At 63.9% G+C, this 15,927-nt stretch carries 16 protein-coding genes and 1 pseudogene; 6 read left to right on the plus strand and 11 right to left on the minus strand.

The features are described 5' to 3' along the window. Window positions 1–121: 121 nt before the first annotated feature. Genes C2U47_RS17245 through C2U47_RS17255 form a run of 3 tightly spaced genes read right to left on the minus strand, consistent with a single transcriptional unit; the run spans window position 122 to window position 2,567 of the window. Window positions 122–1,303, minus strand: coding sequence for a M20 metallopeptidase family protein (locus tag C2U47_RS17245; RefSeq protein ID WP_103261777.1), 1,182 nt, complete (start codon window positions 1,301–1,303; stop codon window positions 122–124). After that, the gene (locus C2U47_RS17250) at window positions 1,303–1,752 is read right to left on the minus strand and encodes a hypothetical protein (protein ID WP_043154511.1); all 450 of its coding nucleotides are present in this window, start codon (window positions 1,750–1,752) and stop codon (window positions 1,303–1,305) included. Before C2U47_RS17250 ends, C2U47_RS17245 begins: the two co-directional genes overlap by 1 nt. Further along, complete coding sequence (locus tag C2U47_RS17255) at window positions 1,749–2,567, minus strand: DUF3100 domain-containing protein (RefSeq protein WP_103261778.1); 819 nt, start codon at window positions 2,565–2,567, stop codon at window positions 1,749–1,751. Before C2U47_RS17255 ends, C2U47_RS17250 begins: the two co-directional genes overlap by 4 nt. A gap of 260 nt (window positions 2,568–2,827) precedes the next feature. Between C2U47_RS17255 and C2U47_RS17260 the strand changes: the two genes are divergently transcribed. Both C2U47_RS17260 and C2U47_RS17265 read left to right on the plus strand, forming a co-directional pair. After that, a complete protein-coding gene (locus tag C2U47_RS17260) occupies window positions 2,828–4,018 on the plus strand; it encodes a GNAT family N-acetyltransferase (RefSeq protein ID WP_043154515.1) in 1,191 nt (396 codons plus the stop codon). A gap of 152 nt (window positions 4,019–4,170) precedes the next feature. Then, window positions 4,171–4,677 carry a GNAT family N-acetyltransferase gene (locus C2U47_RS17265; protein WP_010673966.1) on the plus strand — a complete coding sequence of 169 codons (507 nt, stop codon included), beginning with the start codon at window positions 4,171–4,173 and terminating at the stop codon, window positions 4,675–4,677. A gap of 72 nt (window positions 4,678–4,749) precedes the next feature. Here the strand turns inward: C2U47_RS17265 and C2U47_RS17270 are convergent, their stop codons facing one another. Next, complete coding sequence (locus C2U47_RS17270; protein ID WP_010673967.1) at window positions 4,750–5,250, minus strand: SRPBCC family protein; 501 nt, start codon at window positions 5,248–5,250, stop codon at window positions 4,750–4,752. A gap of 182 nt (window positions 5,251–5,432) precedes the next feature. Between C2U47_RS17270 and C2U47_RS17275 the strand changes: the two genes are divergently transcribed. Next, window positions 5,433–5,873, plus strand: a complete 441-nt coding sequence (locus C2U47_RS17275) for a GNAT family N-acetyltransferase (RefSeq protein WP_041212649.1) — start codon at window positions 5,433–5,435, stop codon at window positions 5,871–5,873. Between the two features lie 132 nt (window positions 5,874–6,005). Here C2U47_RS17275 and C2U47_RS17280 read toward each other — a convergent pair whose 3' ends face one another. From C2U47_RS17280 to uxaC, 7 genes and pseudogenes are all read right to left on the minus strand, one after another. Next, window positions 6,006–6,626 (minus strand): bifunctional 4-hydroxy-2-oxoglutarate aldolase/2-dehydro-3-deoxy-phosphogluconate aldolase, encoded by a 621-nt coding sequence (locus C2U47_RS17280; protein WP_103261779.1) that lies wholly within the window; start codon window positions 6,624–6,626, stop codon window positions 6,006–6,008. After that, window positions 6,619–7,566, minus strand: coding sequence for a sugar kinase (locus C2U47_RS17285; RefSeq protein ID WP_043154521.1), 948 nt, complete (start codon window positions 7,564–7,566; stop codon window positions 6,619–6,621). The genes C2U47_RS17280 and C2U47_RS17285 overlap by 8 nt, the downstream gene beginning before the upstream one ends. Before the next feature lie 21 nt (window positions 7,567–7,587). Next, window positions 7,588–8,136 carry a YgjV family protein gene (locus C2U47_RS17290; protein WP_049637252.1) on the minus strand — a complete coding sequence of 183 codons (549 nt, stop codon included), beginning with the start codon at window positions 8,134–8,136 and terminating at the stop codon, window positions 7,588–7,590. Further along, window positions 8,133–8,957: a UxaA family hydrolase gene (locus C2U47_RS23645; protein WP_442778400.1), complete on the minus strand. Its 825-nt coding sequence runs from the start codon at window positions 8,955–8,957 to the stop codon at window positions 8,133–8,135. Before C2U47_RS23645 ends, C2U47_RS17290 begins: the two co-directional genes overlap by 4 nt. Continuing rightward, window positions 8,946–9,619, minus strand: a pseudogene (locus C2U47_RS23650) (UxaA family hydrolase); the annotation flags it as partial. The gene C2U47_RS23645 and the pseudogene C2U47_RS23650, both read right to left, overlap by 12 nt. A gap of 9 nt (window positions 9,620–9,628) precedes the next feature. Then, window positions 9,629–11,092, minus strand: a complete 1,464-nt coding sequence (locus C2U47_RS17300; RefSeq protein WP_043154527.1) for a tagaturonate reductase — start codon at window positions 11,090–11,092, stop codon at window positions 9,629–9,631. Between the two features lie 122 nt (window positions 11,093–11,214). Continuing rightward, window positions 11,215–12,627 carry a glucuronate isomerase gene (gene uxaC / locus C2U47_RS17305; protein WP_043154529.1) on the minus strand — a complete coding sequence of 471 codons (1,413 nt, stop codon included), beginning with the start codon at window positions 12,625–12,627 and terminating at the stop codon, window positions 11,215–11,217. Window positions 12,628–13,063: 436 nt separating this feature from the next. On the opposite strand from uxaC, the gene C2U47_RS17310 reads away from it, so the two are divergent. From C2U47_RS17310 to C2U47_RS17320, 3 genes are read left to right on the plus strand one after another with little or no spacing between them, the layout of a single operon-like run. Further along, complete coding sequence (locus tag C2U47_RS17310; protein WP_043154532.1) at window positions 13,064–14,053, plus strand: TRAP transporter substrate-binding protein; 990 nt, start codon at window positions 13,064–13,066, stop codon at window positions 14,051–14,053. Between the two features lie 44 nt (window positions 14,054–14,097). Further along, window positions 14,098–14,619 (plus strand): TRAP transporter small permease, encoded by a 522-nt coding sequence (locus C2U47_RS17315; RefSeq protein WP_043154535.1) that lies wholly within the window; start codon window positions 14,098–14,100, stop codon window positions 14,617–14,619. Further along, window positions 14,619–15,920: a TRAP transporter large permease gene (locus tag C2U47_RS17320; protein WP_043154537.1), complete on the plus strand. Its 1,302-nt coding sequence runs from the start codon at window positions 14,619–14,621 to the stop codon at window positions 15,918–15,920. Before C2U47_RS17315 ends, C2U47_RS17320 begins: the two co-directional genes overlap by 1 nt. Window positions 15,921–15,927: the final 7 nt, after the last annotated feature.

Below are 15,927 nucleotides of genomic sequence, written 5' to 3' on the forward strand. Positions count from 1 at the left end.
TGCTGCTTAGGGGGGGCGGGTCGCCAGATTGACGAAGATCTGGGTACCGATCAGCAGGCAGTCATCATCCGGGTAGTAGGGGATTGACGTGGTGCTGGTAGTGGCAGATCCCCCTGGCCCGTCAGTCGACCCTGGTCGCCAGATTGACGAAGATCTGGGCTCCCACCAGCAGGCAGTCGTCGTCCAGGTAATAGGGGTTCGCGTGCAGGTAGTTGCAGATCCCCTTGGCCTGATTGCCGCTGCCGAGGAAGAACATGGCCCCCATGCGGCTTGGCGTGGCGTTGATCATGTAGCTGAAGTCCTCGCTGCCGGTCATGGGCTGGCCCTTTGCGTTGATCCCGTCGCTGGACAACACATCCGAGGCGGCTTGTTGCAGGCGCTCGCAGGCCTGGGGGTGGTTCTCCACTGCCGGGTAGCCGGCATGGACCATGGTGGTCTTGAAGCCGCGCAGCTCGCTCTGGGCGATGATGTCCCTGAAGCTGTTTTTCAGGATCTGGTCGGTTTCGGCGTCCATGGCGCGGATGGTGCCACGGGCCTGCACATGATCGGCGATGGCGTTGGGAATGGTGCCGCCGTTGATCATGCCGCAACCAAAGACCGCCGGGCTGAACGGGCTGGTGCGCTTGGCGACGATGTAGTCCATATCCTCGATGATCCGCACCGCCTCCCGGATGGCATCCAGCCCCTTGTGGGGGGTGGATCCGTGGGCGGAGATGCCGTGCACATCGAGCGTCCAGGCCGACCCCCAGGAGGACATGACCCCCTGGTTGAACTTGATGGTGCCCGTCTCCATGGCGCCGTCGTTGTGCAGGGCATAGACCTCGTCCACCCCCTTCATGCAGCCAAGCTCCACCATCTTTTCGGCCCCGGGGACGCGCATGTCCTCTTCCGCCATCTGGAAGATGAAGCGGACGTTGTACCGCAGGCGATCGCGGTTGGCGGCCAGAAACCTGGCGGCGGTCAGAGCGATCGCCATGTGGGAGTCGTGGCCGCAGTTGTGGGCCATCCCCTCATGGGTGGATTTGAACGCCACCTCGCTCATGTCGTGCATCTCCAGGCCATCCATGTCGGCACGAAAGGCAATGGTGGGCAGGGTGGGGTCGACCGCCAGATCCCCGTGAAAACCGGTGAAGCCGGGATACAGGGTGATCCTGTAGCCGAACTCTTCCATCAACCCACGGCAGTAGGCAGAGGTCTTGAACTCGGCCCCGGAGTATTCCGGGATGCGGTGCAGGTGGTGGCGCACTTCGTAGCTGAAGTCGCGCAGGGCCAACAGGTCAGGTTCGATATGGTAGTGGTTCATCAGATGATCCCTTGAATGGAGAAACCGAGCTGGGCAACCAGGGAGGCGCCAAAGAAGCAGCAGGTGGAGACGACCATGAAGATGAGGATCACCTTCCACGACATCTTCTTGAGCTCCTCCAGCTGACCGCCCACCGAGAGGCCGGCGAAGGCCAGGAGCGGCACGCAGCAGGAGAGGAAGGAGATCTTGGCCACGGCATCGATGAAGAGGCCGCGCACCGGGGTCTCGGGCAGGCAGATGAGAATGCCGATGATGGTGGCATAGGCAAAGGCCGGCAGGGAGGAGGGCAGGTAGCGCTTGGTCACCAGGGAGGCGAACACCACCAGGGACATGGCGATGAAGCTGTCCCCCATCTGCCACAGCGGCAGGCCCGAGGTCAGGGTCTGGGTGAACATGGCCAGCAGGATCGCCAGGAAGACGAAGCGCATATCCATCACGATGCTTTTCATGCTTTCTCTCCTTTGGCGGTCAGGGCATAGATTTTTTCAGCGAGCGGCAGACCCAGATAGGTGAGGGAGAGCGCTCCCTGGGCCGACGAGAGCAGGTTCGAGGCGGCGGCGATGCTGAGCACCTGCTGGGCCATCGCCTCATCGAGGCCGTTGATGAGGGCACCGGAGGCGGCGCTCAGCATGGAGCCGGATCCCACGCCGGAACCGGCGGCCAGGGCCAGGGGATGCAGCCCCGTGAGGGGGGCAATGCTGCCGAGCACGCTGAACCAGAGGGTGCCGATGACGGAGCCGCACAGGTAGATGGCGAGCACGCCGATGTACTCCTGGGAGCCGGTGCCGAACTTGCCCTGGATCACCGCGACCGAGGGTTCACGGCTGATGGAGGAGCAGGCCCCGATGGCGCGGCGGCCAAAGCCGAACTTCACCGCCAGCGGAATGGCGATGAGGATGGGCAGGAGGTTGCCTATCTCCTGCAGGAAGAGCGGTACGCCGACGCTCAGGATCATCTTGAGGTTGGGGATGATCATCCCCGCATACTGGGTCCCGAGGATCAGCAGGCTGAAACCCACCATCTTGCCGCAGAAGCCCTCTTCTCGCTCGGTGAAGAGCCTCTTCCAGCCGGGAATGCGATCCTTGACGGGCTTGGCGGAGACGATCATGCCGATGATGACGGCAAAGAGCATGGGCAGGATGGGGATGATGGCGATGCCGAGTCTGATCTCCTGCTTCCCGATGAGGGATTGGGCCACGAAGATCAGCAGGGCGGTCGCCAGGGTACTGACTACTACCGTTTTGAGTGGGCTGGTTGGCTGCATAGTGTGTTCTCTTGTTATCCGTTGTCCTTCATGGGCGTCTTTGGTCACGCCATGATGGGGGCATGATAGGAAGCGAGGAGGGGAAGGAATGTGACCGCCATCAAGTCAGCCATATGGCATTTTTTCATGGGGTATGCCGTTTAACCATGGTAAACATATGGTTTAACAACTCATTGGCAGCTGCTTATGCTGCCTCAGACAGGAGTGTGGTGCCGCCCGGGCACCCGGTGCCTGATCCGGGGGGGGATGTGGGGGAAGGAATGGATCTGTTGATAGAGGGCGCGCTCTGGCGCCCCTCCTGGCAAGCGGCGTTGCAGGCCTGGCAGCACCAGGGAAACCGCTGGTGGCTGCTGCTTGGCAAAGGGGAGGCGAGGGAGATGGCACCTTGGGCGGCCAGCCCGCCAGATGGCATTCTCCTTGCCCGCGACCTGCTTGCCGCCTGGCTGGGTGAGGCCGCCTCCCCGCTGATGGTGACACAGCCGGACCGGCAGATCCTGATCGCTGCCTCCGGCTCCCTGCTGACCCTGGCCAGAGAGAGCGGCTTGCTCACCCTGGGGCCCGCGGGGGCGGATCACCGCCTCGGTGCCGATGACGACCTCGGGGTTGCCCTGCAACGCCTGCTTGCCCGCCGCCTGATGACCCCGGTGCTGCGCGAGCCTGGCGGGCAGGACGCGCTGGTGCTGCGCCCCCTGCTGCCCGGCGATGAGAGCGCCATCCTGCGTTATTGTTCGGATGCGGCGCTCGCCCGCTATACCCTCAACATCCCCCACCCCTATTCGCCGGAGGCGGCGCGGGACTGGCTTGCCCTGAGCGGGCGCAAGGCTGCTCTCGGGCTGGGATGCACCTGGGCCCTGACTCTGCCCCAGGGGCGTGAAGACGAGCCCGCTCCCCTGGTCGGCACCCTCTCCCTGCACTGGCACGGGGAGCTGGCATGGTGGGTCGGCGTGCCCTGGCAGAACAGGGGGCTGGCCACCCGGGCCGCGAACCTGGTCAGGGCGTTTGCCTTCGAACAGTGGCACCTGCCTGCCCTCACCGCCCGCCACATGCCGGGCAACCTCGCCTCAGGCCGGGTGATGGAAAAGACTGGCATGCACCATGACGGGCGTCGGCCAGATCCGGCCGATGGCGCCCTCGAGCTCGATCACTGGCGGCTGGATCGCCCGGCGCGCCTGACGGATGCACGCAAAGAGGCGCTGGCCCCCTGGCTGGATGACGAGGAAGTGGTCGTGGCCATACTGCACGATGAGGGGGTGGCGCTCTTCATGGCGGGGGAGGCGACAGAGGGCGAGCAGACACTCAGCGGGCTGACGGTGCGGCGCTATCCCCTGGCCATGCTGGCGCCAGAGGCACCCGGGGTGCAGGCCCATGGTGGTGGCGCCCTGCTCAAGGAGTGCGGGGATCTGGGCCTCGCCTATCTGCGGCGATTGCGACAGCCTGACGACGGACGCTGATGGCTTGCGCAAGGGCGGTCATCGCGAAGCCTGGTGCGGGGTCTGTCAGGCGTTTTCCTGAGTCCGCCCTCCCATTTTCAGACAAAGGCAGTGAAGAGGCGCCCCACTTCTGTGGAATAATGGCCGCCCTGCTGTACGAGGAGTAACGCTGTATGTTGAGAACCGAGCGTCCCGGCGACATGCTGCCAGTCTATGAGCTGGTGAGTGCCGCCTTTGGTCGTCCCGACGAGGCCGAACTGGTCAACCGCCTGCGAGAATGTGGGGCCGCCGTGGTCACCATGGTCGAGGAGGAAGAGTACGAGTTCATGGGGCACCTGATGCTGAGCCCGATCACCATTGAGGGACAGGAAGGGCCCTGGCTGGGACTGGCACCCGTGGCCGTGCATCCCGACTGGCAGGGACAGGGCATTGGCTCGGATCTGGTGCGGGAAGGGCTGGACACGGCACTGGAGATGGACTGGAAGGCGGTGGTGGTGCTCGGGGATCCCGCCTACTACGCCCGTTTCGGCTTTCGGCCTGCCAGCGACTTCGGCCTGCACTGCATCTACGAGGTGCCGACGGAGTGTTTCATGGCGATGGAGTTGCAACCCGGCGGGCTCGACGGGGTAAGGGGCGAGGTGCTCTATCACCCCCTGTTCGATGAAGAGCCGGTGGAGTGACCGCCTGCCCATCCATGAAAAAGGACCCTGAGCGGGTCCTTTTTCGTGCCATGCCCATCGCTTGAATGGACGTCACTGGGCCAGTGATTTCAGCTGCTGCTTGCCCGGCGGGTTGTTCCAGTCGATGGGGCCGTGGGTGAAACGGTACTGAAGCCTCGGCAGACTCAGTTCCAGCCACTCCTCCCGGAAGTAGGCATAGCCCTGGTCCCAGTCTGGATCCTGCGCCCAGCCGGTCTGCAGGAAGTGGAGTCGGGTGCCCTGGCCCTCCGGCACGAAGCGCAGGCTGACCTGGGTCTTCTGCTGACGAATGTGGGGAAACTGGGGAGGGAAATTCCAGCTGAAGCTGAGCAGATCATGGGGCATGACCGCCATCACCCGGCACCCTTCGCTGCCACGCTCGCCGAGGGGAGCATCGGGTCTGAAATAGATCTCGAACGGCCCGTTGGGTTCCGGGACCATGAGGCACTCCGGCGCCAGAAAACTGCGCAGCCCGCTCTCCGTGGTCCAGGCCCGCCAGACATCGTCAATGTGGGCGGGTACCAGAATACTGCCTTCAATTTGCTTGTTATCCATAAATCAGTGAACCTCAAACCAGTCATGGACGGGACCTCGGCAGTATAGCCCCTGAGGCGATAAAATAGGCAGCCCTGTGTCACACGGTTACGTATTCAAGAGGGTCCACATTGCCGATTTGACAGCACGGCGGGATCCATCGAGAGTGGGAAGCGACAAGCACGCAACGCAAGGATGGTGTCATGATCAGAATGATGACGGAAGCTGACGAGCCCATGCTGGCGCAGCTCTTCCTCAAGGGAAGGCGCCAGGCCTTCCATTGGGTTGATCCCGCCCTGTTCCGGCTCGAGGATTTTGCCGAGCAGACCCGGGGCGAGGAGATCTGGGTGGCGGAGAAAGGGGGCAGCCCGTGCGGATTCGTCTCCATCTGGGGGGCCGAGAGCTTCGTGCATCATCTCTACGTGGTGGCGGACTGGCACGGGCAGGGCATGGGGCGGGCCTTGCTTGCCGCCGGCTTGGCCGGGTACCCCTCCCCGGCCTCCCTCAAGGTGGCCATGCGCAACACCACGGCGATGGCTTTCTATCATCGCCTGGGCTGGGAGAACACCGAAGAAACGGGTCATTGCGACATCACGGGGCCCTGGCGCAGGCTGGTGTTGACGCCCGATGACGCAGGGGAATAAGCCGCTGGCAGACTGCGGCAACCGCACCGCACATTGATCTCCAGCCCTGGCAGGGCATAAAGAAGCCACTTCGCGGGAAGTGGCTCTTCAACACATCGGGGGAGGACAGACCTTCCCCTAGTCAGCGGATGATCACAGGGCCGCCACGGCCTCTCTTACCAGGGCGGCCAGCTCTTCCCACCTGCCCTCGTCGATGAGCTTGGCCGGCACCATCCAGGTGCCGCCGCAGGCGATCACGGCATTCAGCCCCAGATACTCCTTCAGATTGGCCGGCGTCACGCCGCCGGTGGGCATGAAGCGCACCGGATAGACGGCGCCCAGGGCCTTGAGCATGACGGTGCCGCCAGACTGCTCTGCCGGGAAGAACTTGAGGTGGCGCAGCCCCATCTCCATGGCCTGCTCCACCAGGCTGGGGTTGTTGACCCCGGGGATGATGGTGACGTTCTTGTCCAGACAGTACTGCACCGTGGTCGGGTTGAAGCCGGGGCTGACGATGAAGTCGGCGCCCGCCGCAACGGCCGCATCCACCTGCTCGCGGTTGAGCACGGTGCCGGCCCCGATCAGCAGATCCGGGTAGGCCGCACGCATCTGGCGGATGGCCTCTGCGGCGGCGGGGGTGCGGAAGGTCACCTCGGCGGCGGGCAGGCCATTTTCCACCAGCACCCGGGCGAGGGGGACGGCCTGGGCAGCATCTTTCAGCGCGATGACGGGGATCACCTTGAGGGCTTCGAGGCGGGCGATGAGATCAGACATGGTGCGTTTCCTTGAGTGATGGCATGTGGGAGGGGGGAATGATGGCCCCCGGATACTGGATGACGGCCGCCGCCAGGCGGTGGCCTGCCCGGGCGGCGTCGGTGACGTCGGCCCCTTGCAGGCGTGCGGCGAGATAACCGGCGCTGAAGGAGTCGCCCGCCGCCGTGGTGTCGATCACCTGTTCGGCGGCCAACCGCAGGGCGGCGATTTCGATCCGCTGCGCTGCCGTGACCACCAGGCAAGGCTCAGAGCCGCGCTTGACGACGATCTCGCCCACCCCGAAGCCCTGGCTGCGGGCGAGGCAGGTTTCGACCTCCTCGTCGCCCCAGAGCGCCTGCTCGTCATCAAGGGTCAGCAGGGCGATGTCCGCCAGGCGCAGGATGGCGGTGTAGGCCTCTTTGGCGGTCTCCTTGTCTTGCCAGAGGCGGGGGCGGTAGTTGTTGTCAAAGGCAATTCTGGCCCCCCGGGCGTGCGCTGCGGCGAGTCCTTCCAGCAGGCGCTGGCGCGAGGCGGGCGGCAGTATGGCCAGGCTGATGCCGCTCACGTAGACAAGATCGCACTGGCCCAGGGCGGCGAGAATGGCCTCGCCCTCGGGTTGCGCCAGCCAGTAGCGGGCGGCGGCGTCGCTGCGCCAGTAGGTGAACGAGCGCTCGCCGTCGGCCGCGGTGTCGATGAGATAGAGACCGGGGGCCTTGTCAGCCAGGCGCTGCACCCAGTCGGTGTGGATGCCCTCTTGCTGCCAGGCGGCCAGCATCTGGCTGCTGAACCCGTCTTGGCCGAGGGCCGTGACGTAGTGCACCGCGAGCGCCTGGCTACCCAGGCGGGCGAGATAGAGGGCGGTGTTGAGGGTGTCGCCCCCGAAACCTTGTGCCAGCAGGCCTTGCCCGGCTCGGCGCAGCTCCACCATGCATTCGCCGATGACGGCTATCTGTCGGGTCATGGTTTCGACTCCTTGCAATCGTTACAGGGGGTTCGCCAGGGGATGACGCCACATGCGATACATGGTGTGGCAGTTGACGAACAGGAAGGTGGTCTCAATCAGGCTGCCGCCGATGGAGCCGATCAGTATGTTGTGGCTGGTCCAGCACAGGCCGCCCGCCAGCATGCACAGCCGCAGCGCCAGCCCGCGGGCCCGGAACAGGCCCCAGGTGCCGATGGTGGTGCCGATGATGGGGAGCCACTGCACCGCACTGGTGATCCCGGGGATGCCCAGTACCCACACCAGCACGAGGAAGAAGAGCATCACCCAGGGGCTGCGGGTGCGCCCCGAGGCGATGGTGCGACCACAGCTGAGGGCGGCGCTGAGAGCCGCCGTGCTGGCACCCATCAGCAGGAAGTGGACCGCGATGGCCCCCTGGTAGAGGCACAGCCGCCAGCGAAAGCGGCTGTCGTCCCGTTGCAGGAAGGCGCTCACCCCGACCAGCATGGCGGCAAGGCCGATGCCTTGCGCCAGGGGCTGTTGTTCAATCAGGGTCCAGACCGGTTGCAGCCAGCCAAGCTCGAGACTCACAGGGTGACACCACTCTTGAAGATGGCCAGCTCCCGGAAGTCGTTGCGCTCGTTGCAGGTCGGCTTGCCGTTGGCGATGTCGACGATGAGGTCGATGAACTGGGCGAGCAGGCTGCTCATGGGGGTGCCCTCAATCAGGGTGCCGGCATTGAAGTCGATCCAGTGCGGCTTGCGCCTGGCCAGATCGCTGTTGGTGGCGAGCTTGACCGTGGGGGCCGGGCCACCGTAAGGGGTGCCGCGCCCGGTACTGAACAGCACCATGTGGCAGCCCGCGCCGGCCAGGGCGCTGGTGGCGACGGCGTCGTTGCCCGGGGCGCTCAGCAGGTTCAGACCGGGGCGCTGCAAGCGGGCGCCGTAGGGCAGCACGTCCACCACCTGGCTGTGCCCCGCCTTCTGGGTACAGCCGAGGGATTTCTCCTCCAGGGTCGAGATGCCGCCCGCCTTGTTGCCGGGGGAGGGGTTCTCGTAGATGGGCTGCTGGTGGTCGATGAAGTACTGCTTGAAGTCGTTGACCATCTGCACCGTCTTGTCGAAGGTCTGCTTGTCCTGGCAGCGGGACATCAGGATGCGCTCGGCGCCAAACATCTCCGGCACCTCGGTCAGCACCGAGCTGCCCCCGTGCTGGATCACGTAGTCGGAGAAGCAGCCGAGCAGCGGGTTGGCGGTGATGCCGGAGAGGCCGTCCGAGCCGCCGCACTCCAGTCCGAATTTGAGCTCGCCGAGCCGACCGGGTTGGCGCCTGTCTTGCTGCATCTGCGCGAGCAGCTCGCGCAGCAGCCCCAGCCCGTGCTCGACCTCGTCATCGTGCTGCTGGCACACCATGAAGCGCACACGGGCGGCATCGATCGGGCCCAGGGTCTCCCTGAAGGCGGCGATCTGGTTGTTCTCGCAGCCCAGCCCCACTACCAGAACCCCCCCGAGTTGGGGTGGTGCACCAGGTTTTGCAGCAGGGTGCGGGTGTTGAGGTGGTCCTGACCGAGTTGGGAGCAGCCGTACTGGTGGCTGAACAGGTGCACCCCGTCGATGGCGCCGAGATCGGTGTCGCGCTCGAGCTGTTGCTTCATCTGCTTGGCGAGGGCGTTGACGCAGCCCACGGTGGGCAGGATCCACAGCTCGTTGCGAATGCCGACCTGGCCGTCGTGACGGCGGTAGACCTGGATCTCCCGGTCCGGCAGCGCGGTGCTGACGTCGATGAGCTCCGGCTGGTAACTGTACTCGTCGAGATCGCTGAGGTTGGTGGCCAGGTTGTGGTGATGGATATGCTCTCCCGCCGCGATGGCGCGGGTGGCGTGGCCGATGGGCAGACCGTACTTGATGATCTGATCCCCTTCACAGAGGCCCACCAGCGCCAGCTTGTGGCCGCGGGGGAGGGGGTTACTCAGGGTGAAGGAAACACCTTCGTGCGCTATCTGCTCGCCGGCGGCGAGCTCTCTCAGGGTCACCAGCACATTGTCGGCGGGGTGGATGCGAATCACGGCTTGCATGGACACTCCTTAGCAGCAGGCGGCCAGCGCCGCGCGCAGGCCCTGCTCGCGGATCTGGGTCAGGCAACAATCGACCCGTTCGACCAGGCCGGGCACCTCGCACAGGGACTGGCCCCAGTGGGCCTCCTGGCCGAGCACCTCTTGCACCAGGGCAAGCTGGGGGATCTCGCCGCGCTCCACCGCAGGCCAGAGGCGGGCGTAGGCGTCGAGCCAGGGTTGATCGTCCTGCAGCGGATAGGCGTGTCCGTTGCGCTCCCCGCGATAGAAGGCGAGCAGGGCGGCGAGGGCAAAGCTCAGGCGCGGCGCCAGGGTGCCCTGCTGCTGTTGATAGGTCAGCAACTGCGGCAGCAAACGGGTGCGGAACTTGGTCATGCCGTTCAGGGCGATGGAGAGCAACTGGTGCTTGATGAAGGGGTTGCGAAAGCGCCCCTGCACGTCGCGGGCGAAGGAGAGCAGCTCTTCTTGCGGCAGGCTCAAGGTCGGCACTATCTCATCGCGCATGATGCGCTCGACGAACTCGCCAATCTCCTCGTCGGCCATGGCCTCGCCCACCGTGTCGAGCCCGGCCAGGAAGGCGACCGGTACCAGGGCGGTGTGGGCGCCGTTGAGGATGGCGACCTTGCGCTCCTTGTAGGGCTTGATGTCGTCGACGATTAGGATGTTGAGTGCCTGCCCGGCGGGCAGCTGATCGAGGCAGAGGGCGCTCGCCAGCCATGCAGGCCCCTGGATCACCAGCAGGTAGAAGTGCTCGGCGGTGACCACGAACTGATCCTGATAGCCAAATTGCGCCTGCAGCTCGGCGTGCTCGTCCCGGGGGAAGCCGGTGACGATGCGATCCACCAGGGTGGAGCAGAAGGTGTTGTGTTCGCGCAGCCAGGTCTGGAAGGCCTCTGGCAACTGCCACTGGGCGGCGTAGCGCAGCACCAGCTCGCGCAGGGCGTCGCCGTTGTAGTCGATGAGCTCGCACGGCAGCAGCACCCAGCCCTTGTCGGCGGCGCCGTCAAAGTGACTGAAGCGCTCGAACAGCAAGCGGGTCAGCTTGGCCGGGAAGCTCGCGGGCGGAGTGTCGTCGAACTGGTCGTCGGCGTGATAGCTGATCCCGGCTTCCGTGGTGTTGGAGAAGAGGAAGCGGATATCCGGGTTGCGCGCCAGTGCCAGCACCTCGTCGAACTGGCGATAGCAGCTCAGTTCGCGGTTGACGCTGCGGATCAGGCGCTGGGTGCTGATGGCCTTGCCGGACTCGTCCAGCCCGCGGATGACGGTGGTGTAGAGGCCGTCCTGAGTGCTCAGGCTGGGGGGAAAGTCGCTGTCGATGGGGCGCACTATGACCACGCCGGCGTCGAGGCGGGTGTGCTCGTTGAGCAGGTCCAGCTGCCAGTCGATGAAGGCGCGCAGGAAATTCCCCTCGCCAAACTGGATCACGCGGTCCGGATATTGGGCCCCCGGGAAGGCATCACGATTCAGGCGTTGCATCTTGTTGTGGTCCTCATGGGGCTGTGCCCCTGTGGCGGATATGGATGATGGGCGCGGTTTGACCCATGGAATGGTCCGCTCCGGCGGCGGGACATGCCCGCCGCCTCATTTTTTATTTCTGGTCAGTTCAGCTCGATGGCGAAGTAGTCGCGGGCGTTGTGGAAGCAGATGTTCTCCACCATCTGGCCCAGCAGCGCGAGATCGGCCGGGGCCTCGCCGTCCGCGACCCAGTGCCCGATCATGCGGCACAGGATGCGGCGGAAGTATTCGTGACGGGTGTAGGAGAGGAAGCTGCGGCTGTCGGTCAGCATGCCGACGAAGCGACTGAGCAGGCCGAGCTGGGCGAGCTGGGTCATCTGGCGCTCCATGCCATCCTTCTGATCGTTGAACCACCAGCCCGAGCCGAACTGCATCTTGCCGGGGAGGTTGTCCCCCTGGAAGTTGCCGATCATGGTGCCGAGCACCTCGTTGTCCCTCGGGTTCAGGCAGTAGAGGATGGTCTTGGGCAGCGTCCCTTGCGCGTCCTGGGCGTCGAGCAGACGGGAGAGGGCCTTGGCCACGGGAGCGTCGTGGATGGAGTCAAAGCCGGTGTCCGGCCCCAGGGTCAGCAGGCGGCGGCTGTTGTTGTTGCGCAGCGCCCCGATGTGGTACTGCTGCACCCAGCCGCGCCTGTGGTATTCGCTCGCCAGATAGAGCAGCACGGCGGTCTTGAAGGCGGCCACATCGGCGCTCTCCAGCACGATGCCCCCCAGACGGCGGGCCAGCATGGCGTCGAGCGCCTGTTCGCCGGCCTGGCCGAAGGGCACTTCGTCCAGGGCATGGTCGGCAATCTTGCAGCCGTGTGCGGCGAAGTGATCCAGCCGCACGCCGAGGGCCCGGGTCAGATCGGCAAAGGTGCGGATCTGGATGTCGCTGACCCGGCCGAGTTCGGCCAGGTAGTCAGCAAAGCCATGGGCGTCGATGTTGAACGCCTTGTCCGGACGCCAGCTCGGCAGCACCTTGATGTCGAAGCCGCCGTCGGCCGCGATGGCGGCGTGGTGGCGCAGATCGTCGACGGGATCGTCCGTGGTGCCCACCATCTTGACGTTCATCTGTTTCATGATGCCGCGGGCCGAGAAGTCGGGCTGGGCCAGCTTGTCGTTGCACTGGTGCCAGATGGCCTGTGCGGTCTGCGGCCCCAGCAGCTGGCCCGTGATGCCAAAGGGCCGCTTGAGCTCGAGATGGGTCCAGTGATAGAGGGGGTTGCCGATGGTGTGGGGCACGGTGCGGGCCCAGGCCTCGAACTTGGCGTAGTCGTCGGCATCCCCGGTGCAGAAGCGTTCATCCACTCCGTTTGAGCGCATGGCGCGCCACTTGTAGTGATCCCCCTTGAGCCAGATCTCATACAGGTTGGCGAAGCGGTGATCCTCGGCAATCAGCTGGGGCGGCAGGTGGCAGTGATAGTCGAAAATGGGCTGTCCGGCGGCGAAGCCATGATAAAGCTGGCGCGAGAATTCGGTATCCAGCAGAAAGTCATCGGTCATGAAGGCGGTCATTCGCTTGCTCCCTACGAGAGTGCTCGGTGAAGTGGAGATAGTTGTTGGACCAATTATTCTCATTGCCAGACATCTCGTCCAGTCACCATATTGAAAAAACACCGGTCGGCTCACAAAATCGTCGAATTAAACCATTTTGAGTCTCAAAGAGGGCCTTCAATGGTGCCTAACAGGGTGAGAAAGAGCGGGAAAGAGGATGAAGAGGCTGGATGAGAGGTTTGTATGACACCTTTTTACTCTTGTGGATCGGGAAAATGTGACCTGCGTTGGGTTTATCACAGCCCATTTGTGGGGGTATGCCGTTTTTGTGATGGTTCTCAACATTCATAGATGTTCTACCAATTACAGTGTGCATCACAAAGATGTAGGACATTAAGACTGACTCCTCAGGGAAGAGGTCTAGCAGATAAACGCACACACTTGAGGTCCCGCTCCAATGAAAATGAAAACCATCGCCGCCGCCATCCTGATGGCCGCCCCCCTGGCCCTGACAGCCTTCTCTTCCCATGCCATGGAGAGAGTGACGCTGAAGCTGGCCCATAACCTGGACACCAACCATGTGGTACACCAGGCGTTGGCCCAGATGGCCAAGGAGATCAGCACCGCCTCCGACGGCAAGATGAAGCTGCGCATCTACCCGGGTGGCCAGATGGGCGGTCCCCGTGAGACCCTGGAGTTGCTGCAAAACGGCGCCCTGGACATGACCAAGGCCAGTGCCAGCGAGATGGAACCCTTCTCGCCCGCCTTCTCCATCTTCAGCCTGCCTTACCTGTTCAAGGATCAGGCCCACTTCAACAAGGTTATTTACGGCCCCGTGGGCGAATCCATGATGGCCCAGACCCGTGACAAGGGCTTCGTCTCCATCGCCGCCTACGTGGCGGGGACCCGCAGCTTCTACGCCAACAAGCCTATTCACACCCCGGCCGACATGAAGGGGATGAAGATCCGGGTGGTCGCCACCCCCACCACCATCAAGCTGATCGAACTGCTGGGTGCGGCCCCGGCCCCGATCCCCTTCGGTGAGGTCTACACCGCACTGCAGCAAGGGGTCATCGACGGCGCCGAGAACAACGAGCCCTCCTACGTGCAGACTCGTCATGTCGAGGTGGCCAAGTTCTACGCCGAAGATCAGCACACTTCTGTGCCCGATTTCCTGGTGATCTCGAGCAAGGTGCTGGACAAGCTTTCCGACGAGCAGAAGGCCATCCTCACCACTGCCGCCAAGCACTCGGAAACCTACGAACAGGAGCTGTGGGACAAGGAGGTCGCGGCATCTCGCAAGCAGGCGACCGACGCGGGGGCCACCTTCATCCAGGTCGACAAGGAGGCTTTCCGCACTGCGCTGGCCCCCCTGTATGACGATTTCCGCAAGGATCCGATACGCGGTGAGTGGCTCACCAAGATCGAGAATGAAGCCGGTCAGTAATCATGAGGGGAGGGCGACGAGATCGCCCTCCCGGGAGAACCGCAATGCGTCTTGAAAAGTTCAAGCAACCCATCGACAGGTTGCTCGCCGGGTTTACCGTCGCCGTGATGGCCATGCTGGTGGTCTGCGTGGTCTGGCAGGTGTTCAGCCGCTACGTGCTGGCACAGCCGAGCACCATGACCGACGAGATAGCCCGCTTCAGCATGATCTGGGTGGGATTGCTGGGAGCGGCCTACGCCACCGGCAAGCGTCGCCACCTCAGCATCGACCTGTTCGTTTCCGACCTCAAGGGAGGGCGCAAGCTCGCCAACCAGCTGTTCGTGGATCTCTGCGTGCTGCTGTTTTCCAGCGGCGCCATGGTGTGGGGCGGCCTGACCCTGGTGACCAAGGTCTACAGCACCGGCCAGGTCTCCCCGGCCATGCAGTTGCCGATGGCCTATGTCTACGCCGTGCTGCCCCTGAGCGGCCTCATCATCAGTTATTACTGTGTGCTCTTCATGCTGGAGACCCTGCTCGACAGTCTGGCGCCCACCCCCGATCTTGCCCCCTCAGAGGAGAACATCTGATGGATTGGACCATAGCCCTGGTCATGTTCGGCTCCTTCTTCGTGTTGGTGTTCGCGGGCGTGCCCATCTCTTTCTCCATCGGCCTGGCGACCCTGGCCTCCGGCATGATGATGCTGCCGATGGAAACCATCCTTGCGGTGGTCGGCCAGAAGATGGCCACCGGCCTCGACAGCTTCTCCCTGCTGGCGATCCCCTTCTTCATCCTGGCGGGGACCCTGATGAACTGCGGCGGCATCGCCCAGCGGCTCATCAACTTCTCCCAGGTGCTGGTGGGCCGCATGCCGGGCTCGCTCGGCCACGTGAATGTCATGGCCAACATGCTGTTCGGCTCCATCTCGGGGTCGGCGGTGGCAGCCGCGGCCGCGGTGGGTGGCACCATGGCCCCCATGCAGAAGAAGTCCGGCTATGATCCGGCCTATTCGGCGGCCATCAACGTGACCTCCTGCATCACGGGTCTGCTGATCCCGCCCTCCAACGTGCTCATCATCTATGCCCTGACCGCCGGCGGCATCTCGGTGGCCACCCTGTTCATGGCCGGTTACGTCCCCGGCATCCTGATGGGGCTCAGCATCATGGCCGTGGGAGCCATCATCGCCAAGCGCCGTGGCTACCCGGTTGCGGAGCGACCCTCCTTTGCCATGGTGATGCGCGCCTTCTGGGATGCCATCCCCAGCCTGCTGCTGGTGGTGGTGGTCATGGGCGGGATCCTGGGGGGCATCTTCACCGCCACCGAAGCCTCCGCCATCGCCGTGGTCTACACCTTCGTGCTCTCGGTGCTCATCTACCGCGAAGTGAAGTTCAAGGATCTGCCGGCCATCATGCTGGACTCGGTCATCACCACCGCCATCGTGCTGCTGCTGATCGGCATCTCGGTGGGCATGTCCTGGGCCATGACCAATGCGGATATCCCCTACACCATCAGTGACGCCTTGATGAATGTCTCCGATAACCCTCTGGTCATCCTGCTCATCATCAACGTGATCCTGCTCATCGTGGGCGTCTTCATGGACATGACCCCGGCGGTGCTGATCTTCACCCCGATCTTCCTGCCCATCGTCACCGAGCTCGGCATGGATCCGGTCCACTTCGGCATCATGATGATCTTCAACCTCTGCATCGGGCTCTGTACACCGCCGGTGGGCAGTGCGTTGTTTGTGGGGTGTTCGGTCTCGGGGGTCAAGCTGCAGGCCCTGATCCGGCCCATGCTGCCCTTCTTCTTCGTCTTGCTGCTGAGCCTGATGGCGGTGACCTACATACCGTCACTCAGCCTCTTCCTGCCGGGACTGTTTGGCATGCATTGAGTCATGA

The organism is Aeromonas sp. ASNIH7, from assembly GCF_002903485.1.
In the GTDB taxonomy this organism is placed as follows: domain Bacteria; phylum Pseudomonadota; class Gammaproteobacteria; order Enterobacterales; family Aeromonadaceae; genus Aeromonas; species Aeromonas caviae.

Bases quoted from the DNA above. Each gene is read 5' to 3' on its own strand.
- C2U47_RS17245 (WP_103261777.1), bottom strand. From the start codon at position 1,303: ATGAACCACTACCATATCGAACCTGACCTGTTGGCCCTGCGCGACTTC.
- C2U47_RS17250 (WP_043154511.1), bottom strand. From the start codon at position 1,752: ATGAAAAGCATCGTGATGGATATGCGCTTCGTCTTCCTGGCGATCCTG.
- C2U47_RS17255 (WP_103261778.1), bottom strand. From the start codon at position 2,567: ATGCAGCCAACCAGCCCACTCAAAACGGTAGTAGTCAGTACCCTGGCG.
- C2U47_RS17260 (WP_043154515.1), top strand. From the start codon at position 2,828: ATGGATCTGTTGATAGAGGGCGCGCTCTGGCGCCCCTCCTGGCAAGCG.
- C2U47_RS17265 (WP_010673966.1), top strand. From the start codon at position 4,171: ATGTTGAGAACCGAGCGTCCCGGCGACATGCTGCCAGTCTATGAGCTG.
- C2U47_RS17270 (WP_010673967.1), bottom strand. From the start codon at position 5,250: ATGGATAACAAGCAAATTGAAGGCAGTATTCTGGTACCCGCCCACATT.
- C2U47_RS17275 (WP_041212649.1), top strand. From the start codon at position 5,433: ATGATCAGAATGATGACGGAAGCTGACGAGCCCATGCTGGCGCAGCTC.
- C2U47_RS17280 (WP_103261779.1), bottom strand. From the start codon at position 6,626: ATGTCTGATCTCATCGCCCGCCTCGAAGCCCTCAAGGTGATCCCCGTC.
- C2U47_RS17285 (WP_043154521.1), bottom strand. From the start codon at position 7,566: ATGACCCGACAGATAGCCGTCATCGGCGAATGCATGGTGGAGCTGCGC.
- C2U47_RS23645 (WP_442778400.1), bottom strand. From the start codon at position 8,957: ATGGTGTGCCAGCAGCACGATGACGAGGTCGAGCACGGGCTGGGGCTG.
- C2U47_RS17300 (WP_043154527.1), bottom strand. From the start codon at position 11,092: ATGCAACGCCTGAATCGTGATGCCTTCCCGGGGGCCCAATATCCGGAC.
- uxaC (WP_043154529.1), bottom strand. From the start codon at position 12,627: ATGACCGCCTTCATGACCGATGACTTTCTGCTGGATACCGAATTCTCG.
- C2U47_RS17310 (WP_043154532.1), top strand. From the start codon at position 13,064: ATGAAAATGAAAACCATCGCCGCCGCCATCCTGATGGCCGCCCCCCTG.
- C2U47_RS17315 (WP_043154535.1), top strand. From the start codon at position 14,098: ATGCGTCTTGAAAAGTTCAAGCAACCCATCGACAGGTTGCTCGCCGGG.
- C2U47_RS17320 (WP_043154537.1), top strand. From the start codon at position 14,619: ATGGATTGGACCATAGCCCTGGTCATGTTCGGCTCCTTCTTCGTGTTG.